Origin of the sequence: Romboutsia sp., assembly GCF_051659545.1 — a bacterium.
Taxonomy (GTDB): domain Bacteria; phylum Bacillota; class Clostridia; order Peptostreptococcales; family Peptostreptococcaceae; genus JBOFOR01.
Map to the genome: position 1 here is coordinate 22,844 of NZ_JBOFOR010000036.1, position 18,449 is coordinate 41,292.

At 29.7% G+C, this 18,449-nt stretch carries 17 protein-coding genes; 2 read left to right on the forward strand and 15 right to left on the reverse strand.

Annotated features, from left to right (window positions below; translation table 11 throughout):
* Positions 1-161: 161 nt before the first annotated feature.
* The 14 genes from ACRC03_RS02045 to ACRC03_RS02110 form a co-directional block, all read right to left on the reverse strand.
* Positions 162-1,181 (reverse strand): hypothetical protein, encoded by a 1,020-nt coding sequence (locus tag ACRC03_RS02045; protein WP_438650888.1) that lies wholly within the window; start codon positions 1,179-1,181, stop codon positions 162-164.
* A gap of 109 nt (positions 1,182-1,290) precedes the next feature.
* Positions 1,291-2,541, reverse strand: a complete 1,251-nt coding sequence (ablA, locus tag ACRC03_RS02050) for a lysine 2,3-aminomutase (RefSeq protein ID WP_438650889.1) — start codon at positions 2,539-2,541, stop codon at positions 1,291-1,293.
* An 18-nt stretch (positions 2,542-2,559) separates the two neighbouring features.
* Positions 2,560-3,591 carry an L-erythro-3,5-diaminohexanoate dehydrogenase gene (locus ACRC03_RS02055; protein WP_438650890.1) on the reverse strand — a complete coding sequence of 344 codons (1,032 nt, stop codon included), beginning with the start codon at positions 3,589-3,591 and terminating at the stop codon, positions 2,560-2,562.
* A gap of 15 nt (positions 3,592-3,606) precedes the next feature.
* On the reverse strand, positions 3,607-4,266 hold the full coding sequence (locus ACRC03_RS02060) for a 3-oxoacid CoA-transferase subunit B (RefSeq protein ID WP_438650891.1): 660 nt from the start codon (positions 4,264-4,266) through the stop codon (positions 3,607-3,609).
* Positions 4,267-4,920, reverse strand: coding sequence for an acetate CoA-transferase subunit alpha (atoD, locus tag ACRC03_RS02065; protein WP_438650892.1), 654 nt, complete (start codon positions 4,918-4,920; stop codon positions 4,267-4,269).
* Positions 4,921-4,943: 23 nt separating this feature from the next.
* Entirely contained in the window at positions 4,944-5,789 is an 846-nt protein-coding gene (locus tag ACRC03_RS02070) for a 3-keto-5-aminohexanoate cleavage protein (protein ID WP_438650893.1), read from the reverse strand.
* Positions 5,790-5,807: 18 nt separating this feature from the next.
* Positions 5,808-6,188, reverse strand: a complete 381-nt coding sequence (locus tag ACRC03_RS02075) for a hotdog domain-containing protein (protein WP_438650894.1) — start codon at positions 6,186-6,188, stop codon at positions 5,808-5,810.
* Between the two features lie 23 nt (positions 6,189-6,211).
* The gene (locus ACRC03_RS02080) at positions 6,212-7,186 is read right to left on the reverse strand and encodes an electron transfer flavoprotein subunit alpha/FixB family protein (protein ID WP_438650895.1); all 975 of its coding nucleotides are present in this window, start codon (positions 7,184-7,186) and stop codon (positions 6,212-6,214) included.
* 52 nt (positions 7,187-7,238) lie between these two features.
* Positions 7,239-8,036, reverse strand: a complete 798-nt coding sequence (locus tag ACRC03_RS02085; protein WP_438650896.1) for an electron transfer flavoprotein subunit beta/FixA family protein — start codon at positions 8,034-8,036, stop codon at positions 7,239-7,241.
* Positions 8,037-8,065: 29 nt separating this feature from the next.
* Entirely contained in the window at positions 8,066-9,190 is a 1,125-nt protein-coding gene (locus ACRC03_RS02090) for an acyl-CoA dehydrogenase (RefSeq protein WP_438650897.1), read from the reverse strand.
* 46 nt (positions 9,191-9,236) lie between these two features.
* Positions 9,237-10,079 carry a 3-hydroxybutyryl-CoA dehydrogenase gene (locus ACRC03_RS02095; RefSeq protein WP_438650898.1) on the reverse strand — a complete coding sequence of 281 codons (843 nt, stop codon included), beginning with the start codon at positions 10,077-10,079 and terminating at the stop codon, positions 9,237-9,239.
* Positions 10,080-10,090: 11 nt separating this feature from the next.
* Positions 10,091-10,933 (reverse strand): enoyl-CoA hydratase-related protein, encoded by an 843-nt coding sequence (locus ACRC03_RS02100; RefSeq protein ID WP_438650899.1) that lies wholly within the window; start codon positions 10,931-10,933, stop codon positions 10,091-10,093.
* 194 nt (positions 10,934-11,127) lie between these two features.
* On the reverse strand, positions 11,128-12,333 hold the full coding sequence (locus ACRC03_RS02105) for an acetyl-CoA C-acetyltransferase (RefSeq protein WP_438650900.1): 1,206 nt from the start codon (positions 12,331-12,333) through the stop codon (positions 11,128-11,130).
* A 180-nt stretch (positions 12,334-12,513) separates the two neighbouring features.
* Positions 12,514-13,407, reverse strand: a complete 894-nt coding sequence (locus ACRC03_RS02110; protein WP_438650901.1) for a LysR family transcriptional regulator — start codon at positions 13,405-13,407, stop codon at positions 12,514-12,516.
* 343 nt (positions 13,408-13,750) lie between these two features.
* Here ACRC03_RS02110 and ACRC03_RS02115 point away from each other — a divergent pair, with 343 nt between their 5' ends.
* The gene (locus ACRC03_RS02115; RefSeq protein WP_438650902.1) at positions 13,751-14,710 is read left to right on the forward strand and encodes a calcium/sodium antiporter; all 960 of its coding nucleotides are present in this window, start codon (positions 13,751-13,753) and stop codon (positions 14,708-14,710) included.
* A gap of 122 nt (positions 14,711-14,832) precedes the next feature.
* Here the strand turns inward: ACRC03_RS02115 and ACRC03_RS02120 are convergent, their stop codons facing one another.
* Positions 14,833-16,593 (reverse strand): ABC-F family ATP-binding cassette domain-containing protein, encoded by a 1,761-nt coding sequence (locus ACRC03_RS02120; RefSeq protein ID WP_438650903.1) that lies wholly within the window; start codon positions 16,591-16,593, stop codon positions 14,833-14,835.
* A 654-nt stretch (positions 16,594-17,247) separates the two neighbouring features.
* Between ACRC03_RS02120 and ACRC03_RS02125 the strand changes: the two genes are divergently transcribed.
* Positions 17,248-18,414 (forward strand): leucine-rich repeat domain-containing protein, encoded by a 1,167-nt coding sequence (locus ACRC03_RS02125; RefSeq protein WP_438650904.1) that lies wholly within the window; start codon positions 17,248-17,250, stop codon positions 18,412-18,414.
* Positions 18,415-18,449 lie beyond the last annotated feature (35 nt).

The window sequence follows — 18,449 nt, forward strand, 5'->3', positions numbered from 1 at the left end:
TTTGTTAACTTATCTCTATTTTCTTTTTTATATATTTTTATATCGGCTTTTTCTTTTTCTCCATATGGTGTAACTGTATTTACTTCGTTTGTTATAAATGACTGGATATAATCACCTTCTTGTTTATAAAAGCTTATTTTTCAAATATTAATTATTTTATATTAAAGATTCATAACATTAAATACTTTTATATTAGTCTTACTTTGTATACTATTTATAAAATATTCTTCATCAAAGCTATAGCCTTCTATTGATGTTGGATTTATGCTAATTCCTATTAAGTTTACTTTATTTATAGCTTTTATATTTCCTTTAAGCTTTACATACTTATCAAATATATCCTTATCTAAAAATATTTTTGTACTATCTTCAACTAATATGGTTATATTCTTGTATTTATTTCCACTTTTTATAAAATCATTTATAAAACTATTAGTAACAATTCCATTTATAACTACATATCTAGTATTCTCATCTACACTATCTATAATTTCTTTAGAAGAGTTTAGAGTTGTATTTATATTTAGGCTTTTATATGAATAATCCTTATTTACTAAGCTAACCTTTTGATTTTTTATATTTTTATAAACTTCATAAAGTTTATTGTCATTTATTTTCTCAAGATTTAAAATATTAGCTTCATATATAATTTTTTCGACTGCCTTATTAACATCTTTATTTATTACAGCTCCACTACAAAATACTGTAGAATCTGTTATAGATGGTGATCCTAATGTTTTTCTAGATAAAGCTCCATCAACTATACTCAAATCTGCTCCATAATACCTTAATCTTTCACATATATACTTTATTTGAGTATTTATAGATGGTCCTGCAAGTTCTATATATCCATCGCTTAAAGATTTAAATATAACTATATTTCCTAGTGGCGTTGTTATATTTGTAATCTCTAGAATTTCTTTAGTTATATCACTTCCTAAAACTAAACTTCTAGCTGTAGCTATTATAGTGTTTTTATTTACATATATCCTTGGTTTATAAGTTTTAGTAACAACATCTACGCCTTCTCCATCAACTCCTATTGATGTAAGACCTAGTATTATATTTTTGCTTATACATTCCTTTAGTATGTAATTTAGAGTTGTAGTCTTACCTACATTTTTATAATTTCCTATAATAGACATACTTTTATATTTTAATATTTCATTTACTATATTCATAAATTTTTCCTTATAAATCTAAATTTATTTTTATAAGCAATGTATCTTTATTTGCCAAAAAATATTATAGATTTATAACCTATAATATCTTTTGGCTTTTATTAAAAAATTAACCTAGATGAGCACTTAATTCTCTTTTCTTTCTATCTAATTCAGTTGGCTCAAGTGTCATTCTTTCATTATTTAATAATCCTGCTACCCCTACCTTATGTACTGATTTTTCACCTTTGCAAACTTCACATTCACATATATGGCTATAGTTTTTTGGCTCTGTATAAGTAGTTATAACCCCTTCAAAATTTCTAAGTATTACTTTATCATAACTTTGAGATATTACATAATTTGGCATAACAGGAGTTTTGCCACCACCACCTGGTGCATCTACAACAAATGTTGGTACGCAGTATCCTGATGTATGTCCTCTTAAACCTTCTATTATTTCTATACCTTTAGATACAGGAGTTCTAAAGTGTTCTATTCCAGTAGATAAGTCACATTGATATATATAGTATGGTCTTACTCTTATTTTCACTAAGTTATTAACTAATGTTTTCATAACATGCATACAGTCATTTACACCACGTAGTAAAACACTTTGGTTACCTAATGGTATACCTGCATTTGCCATTTTACTACAAGCCTCTGTAGCTTCTGGTGTTATTTCATTTGGGTGGTTAAAGTGAGTGTTTAACCATACTGGGTGATACTTCTTAAGCATATTAACTAAATCATCAGTTATTCTTTGAGGCATAACTACAGGAACTCTACTTCCTATTCTTATTATTTCAACATGTGGTATTGCTCTTAATTTACTTATGATATATTCTAATTTTTCATCACTCATTAAAAGTGCATCTCCACCTGATAATAATACGTCTCTTATAACTGGTGTATTGCTTATATATTCTATAGCTTTATCTATTCTATCAACTGGTTGAGCTCCATCATTTTGTCCAGCAAATCTTCTTCTAGTACAGTGTCTACAGTACATTGCACATTGATCAGTTATTAAAAGTAATGCTCTATCTGGATATCTATGAGTAAGTCCTGGTACTGGTGAATCTCCATCTTCATGAAGTGGATCATCTAAATCAGCATCTGAAACTTTTAATTCACTTGAAACTGGTATAGCTTGTTTTCTTACAGGGTCATTAGGATTTGTTGGGTCAATTAATGATAAGTAATATGGAGTTATACTCATTCTTAGAGTTTTAAGACATTCCTCAACTCCTTGTTCTTCGCTTTCTGTTAATGGTATATATTTCTTCAACTCTTCAACTGTTGTTATTCTATTTTTTACTTGCCAATTCCAATCATTCCATAATTCATTGCTAACATCTGTAAATATTTTTCTTTCCATGATATTTGCACCCCCTAATTATATATATAGTTTTTTGAATATATTTTTTAATGTTTCACTTTCTCTTAATGCAGTTAAAGTAACCTCTGCATGACCCTTAGTGTATCCATTACCTATTATCATATCTACATCTTTTCCAACACCTTCAGCACCTAGAGCTGCTTTTGTAAATGCTGTTGCCATTGAGAAGAAGTATACTACTCCTCCATCTCTAACTGGTAGTATAGTACTCATTTCTGTATTTTGAACATTTACACAGTTTATAGCTAAATCTACTTCTTTACCACCATTTACTTCTAATACTTTATTTAATACTGCATTAGGATCTTGAGCATTTACTACTATCGCTTCATCTACAAGACCATTTTCTTTTATGAAGTTTGCTTGCTCTTCACCTCTAACTAATCCTATTACTTTACCGTCTTTTCCTGCTTTTTTTCTAGCTTCATAACAACAAAGCATTCCTGACTTACCAGCAGCTCCAAGTATTAACACGCTATTTCCTTCTTTTACTAACTTTTGTGTTTGAGCTGGTGCTCCTGCTACGTCTAAAGCTGCTAATGCTAATGTTTCTTCCATATCTGTTGGTAACTTTGCATATATACCACTTTCAAATAAAATAGCTTTCCCTTTTATTTCAACTCTATCTATATCAGGTTTTATGTCTATTATTTCTTCTATTTTTAATGGAGTTAATGATAATGATACAAGTGTAGCTATCTTATCCCCTATTTCTAAATCTATCTTCCCTACTAAATCAGAACCAATCTTTTCAATAGTTCCAATTAGCATTCCTCCAGAACCAGTTACTGGGTTTTGCATTTTACCTTTTTCTTCTACTATTTCTAATATTCTTGCTTTTATTTTTTCTAAATCATGATTACACTCTTCTTCTATTTGAGTAAAGCTTGCTGAATCTATGTTTAAAGCTTGTACATCTATTAATATTTCATTATCATATATATTCATATCATTATTTATTTTTTTTGCTGGTTGAGGTAGTACATTTTCCTCTATAACCCTATGCGTTCCATATTTACATCCCTTCATGTTTAATCCCCCTTGTTATATAGTTTGTTCTTTTGCGTATAATAAATCATCTGATATGATTAAATCCGCATCTGTCATTTCTTTTAATTCTTCTATAGTTACACCTTCATTGATTTCTGTTACAACTAATCCTTCCTTAGTTACTTTCATAACAGCAAGCTCAGTTACTATAATATCAACTACCCCTTGTGCTGTTAGTGGAAGTGTACAGTTTTTAAGTATTTTAGATTTTCCTTTTACTGTATGTAACATTGCAACTATTACTCTTTTAGCTCCAACAACTAGATCCATAGCCCCACCCATTCCTGGAACCATCTTTCCTGGAACTATCCAGTTTGCTAAGTTTCCATGTTGATCTACTTCTAAAGCTCCAAGGACAGTTACATCAACATGACCACCTCTAATAAGTCCAAAGGATACAGCACTATCAAAAAATACTCCGTCGTCATTAATAGTTACATACTGTGCTCCTGCATTTGTAATATTTACATCTATTTCATCTTCCTTAGCAACTGTCCCCATTCCAACCATACCATTTTCTGATTGGAAAGTTACATTTACTCCTTCTTCTATATAATTTGTAGTTAGAGTTGGAAGACCTATTCCTAAATTTATTAATTGACCATCCTTAAACTCCTTAGCTACCCTTCTAGCTATTATTTCTTTAGGATTCATTTAGTTTGCCTCCTTTATTATGTAGTCTACTACTACACCTGGAGTCATAATCATGTCCTTATCTATACTACCTATTTCTACTAATTCTTCAGCTTCTACTATTACTAAGTCACTAGCCATTGCAATCATTGGGTTGAAGTTTTTAGTAGTTCCTTTATAAACTGTATTTCCAAACGCATCTACTATACTGCCTTTTATAAGGGCTATATCAGCTCTTAGTGGCATTTCTAATAAATATTCTTTATTATCTATAGTTATTTTTTGTTTATTTTTCTCTACTAACGTTCCCACTCCTGTTGGTGTTAATATTCCACCTAATCCAAAACCTCCAGACCTTATTCTTTCAATAAGAGTTCCCTGTGGTGATAGTTCTACTTCTAACTTGCCTTCATTCATTAATCTTCCAGTTTCGGCATTCGTTCCTATATGAGATGCTATAACCTTTTTAACTTGATTATTTACTATAAGTCTTCCTATTCCTCTATCTATAAAAGAAGTATCATTTCCTATTATAGTTAAGTTTTTAGCACCTGAATCTATAAGTGAATCTATAAGTATTTCTCCAGTTCCACATCCTAAAAATCCACCTATCATAATAGTCATGTCATCTTTAAAAAGCCCTTTTAATTTTTCTACTGATATACTTTTTTGCATCCTAGCTACCCCCAAGATATATTTTAAGCTCCTTGTGTACTTAATTCTTTAATCTTTAATCCTAATATTTCACGAGCTTCTTCAGGTGTAGCTACTTCTCTACCAAGTTCTTTGGCAATATTTACTGCCTTTTGAACCAATTCTCCATTAGACTTAGCTTTTACACCCTTCTTTATGTAAACGTTATCCTCGAATCCCACTCTTATATGTCCCCCCATTAGTACACTTAGTGTTATCATATCAAACTGGCACTTTCCTACACCACTTACTGTAAATGTTGCATTTTGAGGTATACTTTCTCTCATAAACATTAAATCTCTGTACGTTCCACTTATACCACCATTGACTCCCATAACGAAGTTAAAGTGCATATTATCATTTATAAAACCTTTTTTGTTTAATCTAAGCGCCATATCTATCATACCCTTATCAAATACCTCTATTTCTGGCTTTACATCTAAGTCTATCATTTTTTTACCAAATTCTTTTATTGTATTTTCAGTATTTACAAATATATCATCTCCACCAAAATTACAAGTTCCACAGTCTAATGTGGCCATTTCTGGCGATAGACTTACAGGTTGTATTCTTTCCTCATTTGACATTCCAACTGCTCCGCCAGTTGAAGGTTGCACTATTGCCTCTGGACAAACATCCTTTATCGCATCTATACATTCTTTGAATCTATTTATATCTTGAGTTGGAGTTCCATCATCATTTCTTACATGAAGATGTATTATACTTGCTCCAGCATCGTAAGCTGCTTTTGCTTCTTTCACTATTTCTTCAACACTATATGGTACATTTTCATTATGCTCTTTCGTTACCTCAGCACCACATATAGCTGCCGTTATTATTACCTTTTGCATATAAATCCCCCCTTTAAACTAGAATCTTTGCTTATCTTTAGGCACAACACAAGTTCCACTAGCCTTACATACTACTATAGGCTCTTGTAAAAATTCTGCTGCTGATTCATTTATATCTGTTCTTGGCACTATAACTTTTCTAGCTTCAAAAACCATTTTTCTTGAACTATTTCCTATATTTACTATTTCACCAACAGCTTCTATATAATCTCCAGCATAAACTGGAGCTAAAAATTCTATGCTATCATAAGCTTTAAATAATCCTTCATCACCATCATTTTGTATTAATAGCTCTGTTGCTACATCACCAAATAGTTGAAGCATTTTTGCTCCATCTACTAGGTTTCCCCCATAATGAGCATCATGACTTCCCATTCTTAATCTTATCATTGCTTTCATATGTAAATCCCCCTTATGATTATTTATGCTAACTCTTGTATTAAATTTTTAATTACTTTGTTAACATCTCCTACTATAGCTAAGTCAGCTACATCAAATATAGGTGCACTGCTGTTTTTATTTATAGCCACTATAAATTCAGACTCTTCCATTCCCGCTAAATGTTGTATAGCACCTGATATACCACATGCAATATATAAGTCTGGTCTTACTGTTTTTCCTGTTTGTCCAACTTGACGAGACTTGTCAACCCATCCTGCATCAACTACAGCACGTGAAGCACTTACTTCAGCTCCTAATACATCTGCTAATTCATATAAAGCATCCATATTTTCTTTAGAGCCTATTCCTCTTCCTGCTGATATAAGTATTTTTGCATCTTCAATATTTATTTTCTTAATACTTTCTTTTACGTATTTTAATACTTCTACATTTTTTCCATCTTGTGAAAAATCAACTTCAAACTTTTCTATGATTCCATTTCTTGTAGTGTCTTTTACTAATTTTTTCATAACACCAGACCTTACAGTACTCATTTGAGGTCTGTGGTTTGGACATATAATTGTAGCCATTATATTCCCACCAAATGCAGGTCTAGTCATTAGTAATCCATTATTTTCATCATCTATTTCAAGTGATGTACAATCTGCTGTAAGTCCAGTTTCAATAGTAGCACTTACTCTTGGTGCTAAATCTCTACCTATTGTAGTTGCACCTACTAACACTATATCTGGATCTTTTTTATTTATTACTTCACAAAAAGCTTTTGTGTATGTATTAGTTACATATATATTTAAATTTTCATCATCAACAAAAACAACTTCATCTGCTCCATAATGAACAAGTTCTTTATTTAAATTTTCAATATTATAGCCTAATAATACAGCAATTAATTTATTATTTAACTTATCAGCTAACTCTCTTCCTTTTCCTAATAGTTCCAAAGAAACATTTTGTATTTCACCGTTTCTTTGTTCAACATAAACCATTACACTCATTATTTTTCCTCCTAATTAATTACTACTTTTGAGAAATTTTTGTCATCTTTTTTTATGCATTTGCTTCATTTATTATAAACTTTTCTTTTAAAGCATTTATTATTATTGATGCTCCTTCTTTTTCATCTACTTCATGAAGCGTTCCTTTTGATTTAACACCCTTTGTAAATGATTTTTTAACCTTAGTAGGTGAACCTTTTAGTCCTATTTCCTCTATATTTACTTCTATATCCTTTAAGCCCCAAGTTTCTATATTATCTTCTTTCATACAATCATAGATTCTAGATACTTTCATATATCTTGGAGTATTCATTTCTTTTAAAGTAGTTATTAGCAGTGGCATTTTTGCCTTAATAACTTGATGTCCATCTTCAAATGCTCTATCTACTATTATATTTTCCCCTTCTACTTCTAATTTTTCAACATAAGTTATAGATGGTATATTAAGATGATTTGCTATTTGAGGACCGACTTGAGCTGTATCTCCATCTATTGCTTGTCTACCTGCTATTATTAAATCATAATCTATTTTTTTAATAGCTCCTGCTATAGTTTTAGATGTAGCTAATGTATCTGCCCCTGCAAATGCTCTATCTGTAAGAAGAATAGCTCTATCTGCACCCATTGCTAAAGCTTCTTTTAAAGCATTTTTAGCCTGAGGTGGACCCATAGTTAATACTGTAACAGTTGCTCCCATTAGTTCTTTTAAATTAACCGCTTCTTCTATTCCTGCCTTGTCATCAGGATTTATTATACTTGGTACCCCATCTCTTATTAATGTACCAGTTTTAGGGTCTAATTTTACTTCTGTAGTATCTGGTACTTGCTTTACACAAACTAATATATTCATATTTTTTCCTCCCACAATTCACTCCAAAACTATTTAAGTAAACTTGCACTTATAACCATTTTTTGTACTTCACTTGTTCCTTCATATATTTCAGTTATTTTAGCATCTCTCATCATTCTTTCTACATCGTACTCACGAGTATATCCATATCCTCCATGTAGTTGAACAGCTTTTGTTGTAACTTCCATTGCAACTTCTGAAGCATATAATTTTGCCATAGCAGCTTCTACACTATATGACTTTCCTTCATCTTTTTTAGTTGCAGCATTGTAAACTAAAAGTCTTGCAGCTTCTATTTTAGTTTTCATATCAGCTAATTCAAATTGAGTGTTTTGGAATGCTGATATACTTCTACCAAATTGTTTTCTTTCTTTAACATAGTCAACTGTAGTATCTAGTGCTCCTTGTGCTATTCCCAAAGCCTGTGCAGCTATTCCTATACGTCCACCATCAAGGGTTTTCATTGCAATTTTAAATCCTTGACCTTCTTTGCCAAGTATGTTTTCTTTAGGTATTCTACAATTTTCAAATATAAGTTCACAAGTTGCAGAGCCTCTTATTCCAAGTTTCTTTTCCTTTTTCCCTATTGTAAATCCTTCAGTTTCTTTTTCTACTATGAATGCTGATATTCCACGAGTACCTTTTGACATATCAGTCATAGCCATAACTACATATATTTCAGCTGGACCAGCATTTGTTATAAATATTTTACTTCCATTTAATATATAGTGTTCCCCATCTAATATAGCAGTAGTTTGTTGACCTGCTGCATCTGTTCCTGCATTAGGTTCAGTTAATCCAAATGCTCCTAATTTTTCTCCTTTTGCAAGTGGAGCTAAGTACTTTTCTTTTTGTTCTTTTGTCCCAAACTCATATATTGGACTTCCACATAAAGAAGTGTGTGCAGATACTATAACCCCTGTTGTACCACAAGCTTTTGAAAGTTCTTCAACTGCTAAGGCATATCCTAAATAGTCTCCACCTTCTCCACCATACTCCTTAGGAAAAGGTATTCCTAAAAAACCATACTTAGCCATTTTTTTGACTGTTTCATATGGAAACTTTTCTTCTTCATCTATTTCATGAGCTATAGGAGCTACCTCATTAACTGTAAACTCTCTATACATTTGTTTTAATAATTCATACTTCTCCATATAATTCTCCTCCCTATTGATTTTGTTCTATTAGCCCTTTACATTATTAATTATAGTCATAGAATCCTTTTTTAGATTTTCTTCCTAACATTCCACTTCTAACCATTTTTTTAAGTAGTGGGTGTGGCCTATATTTTGAATCTCCAAATTCATTGTATAGTACTTCCATTATATTTAAGCATACATCTAGTCCTACTAAATCTCCTAATGCTAAAGGACCTATTGGATGATTTGCTCCTAATTTCATTGCATTATCTATATCTTCTGCACTAGCAATATTTTCTGCTAATATTCCTATTGCTTCATTTATCATAGGTATTAGTATTCTATTAACTACAAATCCTGGTGCTTCTTTTACACTTACTGGAGTCTTGTTTAATTGTTTACATAATTCATATATTGTGTCATGAGTATCTTTTGATGTAAGCATTCCGTCTATTACTTCTATTAGTTTCATAACCGGTGCTGGATTGAAAAAGTGCATTCCTATCACTTTTTCTGCTCTTTTTGTGCTAATTGATAAGTCTGTTATTGACAATGATGATGTGTTGCTAGCAAATATCGTTTCTTCTTTACATATTTTATCCAGTTCTTCAAATAATTGTTTTTTGATTTTAATATTTTCAACTATAGCTTCTATTACTAAGTCACAGTCTTTTGCTTTTTCAAGTTCTACAGTTGAACTAAGTCTATTTAATATTTCATTTTTTTCTTCTTCTTTTATTTTATTTTTAGATACTTTCTTATCTAAACTTTTTGTTATTAATTTAATTCCATTTCCTAGAGTGTCGTTATTTATATCTCTTAGTATTACTTCATGCCCATTAGATATAAACACTTCTGCAATGCCACTCCCCATAGTACCGCTTCCTATTACCATTATCTTCATAATTTATCCCCCTACATCGAACTGCTTGCTTTAGTGTTTGATTGTATATTAAATTCTGGTTCCCTTTTTTCTAGAAAAGCATTCATACCTTCCTCTTGGTCATAACTTGCAAAGCATAATCCAAATAAATTACTTTCTAAGTTTATAGCATTATCAATATCTATTTCATAACCTTTATTTATAGCATTTTTTGCATATCTTACTGCAAGTTGCCCTTTAGACGCTATTAATTTTGCCATATCCATGCACTCATCTAATAAATTTTGTGATTCTACAATTTTATTTATTAAGTTTATATTTAAAGCCTCTTGTGCTTTTATTATTTGAGCTGTATATGTAAGTTCTTTCGCTTTTCCTATACCTACTATTCTAGATAACCTCTGTGTTCCACCAAATCCAGGTATTATTCCAAGATTTACTTCCACTTGCCCAAACTTAGCTGTTGAACTAGCTATTCTAATATCACAGCTCATAGCAAGTTCTAAACCTCCACCTAAGCAAAATCCATTTATTCCTGCTATTATTGGTTTTTCACAATTTTCTATTTTTCTAAATAAATCGTTTCCAATTTTAGAAAACTTTCTTGCTTGCTCAAAGTTCATATCTTTCATTGCTTCTATATCTGCTCCTGCAACAAAAGCTTTTCCTTGACCTGTTATTATTCCTACATAAATTTCTTCGTCTTTATTGATGATGTCAACAGCCATGTCTAACTCTTTTAAAACTTCTTCATTCAATGAATTAAGATACTTTTCCCTAGATATCTTAACCATATATATATTTCCTTCTTTAGTGCAAACTAAGTTTTTAAACATTTTTGCCATCCTCTTATCCATTTTTATACTGCTATTCATCTTTAAACAATTATCTCTTATATTAAAAGTTATTTCTATATTTAATCATTGAAATTCTACATTTATCTTTGAAATCCCTCTATAAAATCTAAGATTACTGAAGTTCCCCTATTTAAAATCTTTTTGTTATTTAGTTTTTAGTATTTTCTAGTGTGTAATATGTATGTTGTTGTCAATTCAATCATTTAAATTACTTAAACCGATTTAACTATTACACAAGTTCCCATTCCTCCACCTATACATAGAGAGGCTAGGCCATAGTTTGATTTTCTTTTCTTCATTTCATGTAAAAGGGTAGTTATTATTCTAGCACCTGATGCACCTAATGGATGTCCTAGTGCTATAGCTCCTCCATTTACATTAGTTCTATCTTCAAACCAATCATTGCTTAGATTATGATTTTCTTTTAATTCTTTCATTACTCCTAATGATTGAACTGCAAAAGCTTCATTTAATTCTACTAAATCTATTTCTTCTAAGTTCATATTAACTCTGTCAAGGGCACTTTTGATTGCAGGAACTGGACCAAGCCCCATAATAGAAGGATCTACTCCACCTTGGCCTAAAGATATAATTTCTGCTATTGGCTTTAGATTATATTCTTTAACTGCTTTTTCTGATGCTACAATTATTATACTAGCTCCATCATTTATTCCTGATGCATTACCAGCAGTTACTGAACCATCTTTTTTAAATGCAGCTCTAAGACTTGAAAGTTTTTCTAAAGTAGTATTTCTGTTTGGATATTCATCTTTATCAAATATCATTGTACTTTTTCTATTTTTAACCTCTATAGGTACTATTTCATCTCTAAATCTATCTTCATCTAATGCTTTTATAGCTTTTTGTTGGGACTTTATAGCGAATTGATCTTGTTCTTCTCTAGATATATTGTGTTTATCTGCTATATTTTCAGCAGTTATCCCCATATGATAGTTATTAAATGAATCAGTTAGTCCATCTACAATTAAGCTATCTTTTAGATTCATTCCTCCCATTTTACTTCCTGTTCTGATATTAGCATCCGTTATATACGGAACTTGAGACATTACTTCAACTCCACCTGCTACTATTAAATCTGCCATTTCAGATTTTATTTGTGAATATGCAGTCATTACACTTTTCATTCCACTCCCACATATTATATTTATTGTATATGCAGGAACCTCATGTGGTATATTTGCATAAATTGATGCTTGTCTTGCTATCCCCTGACCCTGACCTGCTGGTAATACATTTCCTAATATTACCTCGTCAATATTTTTACCATCTATATTGTTATCTTCTAAAGTTTTTTTGATTACTTGTCCTGCTAGCTCAGATGGCGATACTGTTGATAGTGTTCCTAAAAAACTGCCTATAGGACTTCTTTTTGCATCTATTATATATACTTTACTCATAATAATCCCCCCGTTTTTACATTTTTGTTAATAATTTAAGTTTCAATTTAATTCCCTTATAGTTTAAGTATATCTACGTTAAATAGATTTGTAAAATTTTAAAAAACAATACATATATAACTTAAAGTTATATATGTATTGTTTTTTTTTAAATATAAAATTAAACTATTTAACATGGAATTACACACCAATTTCTTTAATTCTTTCAGTAACGTATTGTAAGAATATCTTTAAGCTTTTAGACATATATCTATCCTTTTTGATTATCAATCCTATGTTCCAATCTATATTGGGGTTTACTATCTTAATCATTTTTACTTCTTCCGATTTAAATCTTTTGACTATTGGTTTTGGCAGTATTGTTATTCCTTGATTCAGTGCTACCATTTCTATAATAAAATCCCATTGAGATGTTTTCATTACTATATTTGGTGTGAAATTTACATCTTTGCAAGCTTTTATAATTTTATCATACATCATAAAATCTTCATTAAAAACTATAAATTTTTCACTTTCTAATTCTGATAAATCTATAACATCTTTATATGCTAATGGATGCTCTTTGCTAACTACCAACATAACTTCATTATTCCTGATAGGATATGAAATTAAATTTTCTGATTTTATAGGAAATATTACAGCGCCTAGCTCGATGCTTTCATTTTCTACTTTTTCTTTTATATTATTTGCCCCTTCTTCTATTATATATATTTCTATATCTGGATTTAGTTTTCTAAACTCTGCTATTATTAATGTAAAATATACACTCCCTATAACTGGAGGAATACCTATTTTGATAGTTTTTTTACCATGGTCGAGCGTATCTTGCAGCTTATATAACTCTCTATTTATAATTTCTACTGATTGTTTTGCATTTTCATAGAATATTTCACCATCGTATGTTAAATTGAAGGTTTTTGCATTCCTTTCTATTAACTGTGTTTTTAAATTAGTTTCTAAATTTTTTATAGCTTTGCTAAGTGCTGGTTGCGAAATATATAAGTTATTAGCTGCTTTAGTAAAATTTCTTTCTTTAACAACTTCAATAAAATATTCTATTTCTTTTATATTCATATTTATCAGTCCTTTTTTATTTGTCTTGTTGTCTAAACTTGTAAATTTTTGATATATACCTTATTATTTCATAAATTTATCTTTGTGTAAATTATATATTATCGAAAAATTTAGATTAATTAAAAATGAAGTAGTATTTACATTGACAATTTGGAAATAAATTCATATAATAATATTAAATTAAATATAACCCCTTGAAGGGGAGTAGCTTTCACATGTTGCTAATCAATCGTCATTACGGATTATATCCCGGTTGATTAGCAAGTTAATAAACTTGTTTGCAAGACCTTCAAAGTAATTTAATGGAAATTACTTTGTGGTTTTTTTTATTTAGGAGGTAATTATGTCGTTTATAATGTTATTTGTAGGTTTCCTTTTCTTAATAAAAGGCGCTGATTTATTTGTAGAAGGATCTTCTTCTATTGCTAAAAAGTTTAATGTTCCAGCTATGATTATTGGTCTTACAATTGTTGCTATGGGTACTTCTGCTCCAGAGGCTTCTGTCAGTATTACATCATCATTAATTGGTCAAAATGATATGAGTGTTGCTAACATTGTAGGTTCAAACTTTTTTAACATACTTATTGTTTTAGGTGTATCATCTTTAATTGCAACTCTTCCTGTGTCAGTTGGTACAATAAAAAAAGATACACCATTCCTTATATTGACAAGTTTACTGATGTTAGTATTTGCTATTGACTTATCAATAACTAGAGTAGAAGGATTTTTGTTGTTATCTGGATTTACTTATTTCATAGTAAGTACAATAAAAAATGCTAAAAAATCTACTGAAGAACTACCTCATTTAGATATGGAGGCTGCAATTGACTCTGATGTTATTGTAGTTAAAGACATATCAATGAGTAAAACTATTACTGTTAGTGTTATAGGTATCGTTGGTATTGTTTTCGGTGGAGACTTAGTTGTAAAATCAGCTAGTAGTATTGCTTCTTCACTTGGCATGAGCACTAACCTTATTGGATTAACTATTGTTGCAGTTGGTACTTCTTTACCTGAGTTTGTTACTTCTGTAATGGCTGTTAGAAAAGGTGAGAATGATATAGCAATCGGTAATGTTATAGGGTCTAACATATTTAATATATTATTTATTTTAGGTTTAGCATCTACTATAAGCCCTATTACAACAATGAGTATAGTAGCTATTATTGATATTATATTTATGATTTTTTCTACAGTATTACTTTATTTATTTATGAAAAAACAAAATTCAATAACTAAAGTTCATGGTATAATTTTTATAGTTATATACTTTGCATATATGACTTATACGGTTATTAGATAAGTAGTTTTAAAAAAGGTTGTCGCACTAAAAATTAGAGCGACAACCTTTTTCTAAGTTAATAATATTCAAATAAAATTCTTGAACTTCTCCTTTAAAATATTTATTTATAAATAATAAACGATTTAAAGTAAGTTAATCAGCCCTTCTAACTCTTCAGATAAGATTTTTGCACGTTCAAAATCACTATCTATTAAAGCTAATGCTATTTTAGTTTCAACCATTTTTTTCTTTTGTTCAATTTCTAAATAGTCTTTATCAAAATGACTAGCATAAATCATCTTTCTAAATTTTCTCATGTTCATTTTTCTAATTGTCTTATCTTCAATGATTAAAACATAATCCATACAGTTAACTATAAAATAGTAGTCATGAGAAATCATTAGAATCGCACCATTATAATCTTCTACGGCTTTTTCAAGTGCCATTTGTGAATAGGTATCTAAATGGCTTGTCGGTTCATCAAGAAGCAACATATTTGCCTTCTTAGAACAAACTTTAGCTAATTGAAGTATATTCTTTTCTCCACCAGATAAAGATTCTATCTTTTGTTCAATAATTTCTTCCTCAAAACCAAATTTTGAAATATACGATCTGATTTCTGTATAATTTTTAAATCCTGCATCGAAGAACTCTTCAAGTATTGTATTAGACTCATTTAGTATTTCGCCTTGAAGTTGAGATAAATAAGCCACTTCAATATCGTTATTTATTTCAATAGAATCATGATTATTTTTAAAGATTTCTCTCATTAAAGTCGTTTTTCCCATACCGTTTGAACCGATAATAGCTACTTTATCATTAGATTTAATCTCAAAGTTAACATTTTCTAAAAGCATCTCATCAAAAGCAACACCGTAATCATTAACTTTTAAAGCTATGGTTTCTTCGATTTCATTATCAGTAGTTAAACGTATATCTGGTTGTTTAATCTCTACAAATGGTGCTTTAATTCTACGTTCTTCTAATCTTTCTTGGATTTTGACTCTAGCTTTTAGGGCTCTCCCATTGGAAGCTTCAGCATTATAAGTTGCTCTCTCTCTTAGTTTCCCTATTAATTTCTCATTTCTTTCGATTTCTTCATCATCAGCAATAGCCAGTTCTTGTAGCTCAATTTTAGTTTGAAGTAATGAGAAGTTGTAATCAATATATCTTCCATCAAATTCTTGAAGCTCCATGTTTTCAAGGTGTATAATTTTGTTAAAACAATGATTCAATAAATATCTATTGTGTGTAATAATTAGCATTGTTTTTTTGTGAGAGTTAATTAGATTTTTAAGAGCATTTAGGTTTTCAAAATCTAAAAACACATCTGGTTCATCCATAATCATTAAGTCTGGATTATTAAGCATTTCCTTAATTACTTGGATAAGTTTGAATTCCCCACCACTAAGTTCAGATATCATTCTATCTTTATGCTTATTTAGGTTTGCAAGATTTAGTTTCTTATTAATATTACTTTCGAAATCATCACCATCAATTGCATCAAATGCATCTAAAGCTTCTTGGTACTTTTCTAGTAAAGTCTCAATATCTGAAGATGTTTCCATTTCAGTACAAATAGATGCGATTTTCTCTTGTAGCTTAATAAATTCTTCGCCTATATATTCGAAAACTGTAGTTTCGTTTGTTTTGTCTCGTTGTGAAAACTGGCTTACATATCCAATTTTGAAATTTGTATTCATTTCTAATGTACCATCAAACATATATCTTTCTGGATCCATAATTATATCTATTAGTGTACTTTTCCCGCTACCACTTGCTCCTATAAAAGCACAATGTTGACCTTCTTCTAATGTAAATGAAATATTATTATATAGATCTTTTTTCGGAAATGAGTAAGACAAGTTATCTACTTTTATCATATTATTACCTCTCTTTGTCATTTAAAAAGAGCCTATAAAAATAAGCTCTTCAATATATAATCTTATAAGTATAATTTTTGCAATTAATTATATAGTAGTAATGACATTCTTTTTAGATTTACTGTTGATATAATAACACTTTTTACGACTAATTTCAATCATTTTATATTAAAACTTTTCGTGACTACGAGCCAACTCTAATAGAGTATCCCTTCCGACAGATTTTACTACAGGTATAGACATAGCTATTTGTCAAAGTGTATTTGCTTGTTATAATGAAGGCACTTGCGTATCTAGTTCTATATTGTTAAAAGATATAAGCGCCTATATCAGTTGAGATTCAGAAGTTACAATAAGTAGAAATGTAGAGTTTAAATATAAGTCTTCATACTTTTGAGTGCTATCAAATATATCATTTTTCAAGCTTTTGCATACTATATAATAGGATAATATGGTTTTAATCCTATTATACTATTATATGAGGAGGTTTTAACTATTACTGCTTTATCAGCTTCATTAAAAAACCTTAAAAGATTCTTTATAAGACCAAAAGAAACACTCTATGCAGTTAATGATATAAATAATAATGAATTTAAGCTTTTAGCTAACGAAAATATTGAATCTCCAACTGCTTACTGTAAACTTTTATTCAAGGTTGATAAAAAAATACTAGATTTGCCACCAGCCAAATCTAAAGATTTGATACTTAATCTTAGTAATATTTACATTGATGATTTTCATTTGTCTATATCAGAAGAAAAGAAGTTTATACCTATTGATAATCCATGCGATTCAGCTCTTCCTAAGGTAACTGTAGAATATTTAGGTAATAAAAAGTATGTTTGTGCTATAGTCTATTTTAATGCTTCCCTATTGAATGATTTTAATTTACAAGATGAAAATTCATCAATCGAAGTATATGATTTTGCACAAAGTAACTTTGTCATACAATCTTTTGAATACTGTTCAAGTAATGTCCCTAATCCAACTATATACGATTTCTTAACTCATATTAAATCTACAACTACCTTAGTACCTTCTACAGAGTTAGGAGATAACTTTAATTATTATTTATACTCTATTAATTTGGTAGGAAAAATATATTTAGCTCCTTTAGTTGAGATAACTCAAGATACTTACACATTAGCACAGTTAAATCAATTTTTAGGAAAAGCTTCTACGAATACTCAATTTTCTCGTGGTGAACTAGCTTCTATAAATAAGCTTGAATATATAAATATTCCTCATCTTAATTTGTATTTAGATAATTTTAAGTATTTTCTTAACTTAACTGATTTAATAATTCAAAATTGTGACTATAATAACCTTCCTGATGAAATTTGCAGTCTATCTAATTTGGAAAGTCTTAATTTATCACAAAATTTTATTCAAGGAGACCTTGATAATATTGTTAAATTGAATAAATTAAAAGTATTAAATTTATCTTTTAATCACCTTGAAGTTATTCCTTATAACCTGGCTAATCTAAATAGTCTAGAAATATTATATTTAAATAATAACGATATTTATGACTTATCTTTATTTAAGAATACAAATGTAGAAGTCTATGCCAATGAGCAACTTATTTCTAGAACTGCTACTAATATAGGTACTCCACCTTCTAAAAGGTATGAATTAAATATAGAGTTTTTACGTGATATAGACGATACAATACCTCCAATAACCTCTATATCTAATGGTGGAAATATTGAAATAATTAATGGTGAACATTATATTGTGTGGATTAATCCATTCAAACCTATATATTTTGATGTTTATTTCTCTAGTTCTTCCAGTTCTCACATTTTCAATGGATGGATACATGTTCAGGCTATAGGTTAGGGTATTTATTATTAAAAAAAGCATCTTTAATTCTA